Source organism: Paraburkholderia sp. SIMBA_027, from assembly GCF_046535315.1.
GTDB classification, from domain to species: Bacteria; Pseudomonadota; Gammaproteobacteria; order Burkholderiales; family Burkholderiaceae; genus Paraburkholderia; species Paraburkholderia tropica.
This window is the reverse complement of the sequence record NZ_JAWRWY010001657.1, coordinates 1-234: the sequence shown is the minus strand read 5'-3', so window position 1 is coordinate 234 and position 234 is coordinate 1. Positions and strand designations below refer to the sequence as shown.

At 51.3% G+C, this 234-nt stretch carries 1 protein-coding gene; it reads right to left on the bottom strand.

Features of this window, described 5'->3' with window-relative positions; translation table 11 throughout:
• On the bottom strand, window positions 1–234 hold a 234-nt coding region (locus SB764_RS44795), incomplete at both ends, for a hypothetical protein (protein WP_410867410.1).

Below are 234 nucleotides of genomic sequence, written 5' to 3'. Positions count from 1 at the left end.
CTGCATAAAGCGCGCGCAGATAAGGCCGGTTTTCGGGATGCATCCAGATTATTTCACCACAGAAACTTTCCGGGATGATACGATTACCTGCCGCCAGTCCTTTAAGAGCGGCGTTCAGTGCCTTACGCGGGGCATTCTGTTCCAGAAATGCATATGCCAGATGGACGTGTATATCAATAAAGTCCGGCTCCCGTTGAGCAAGGCGTCGGAGTTTGTTGATGTAACTCGTCTCGC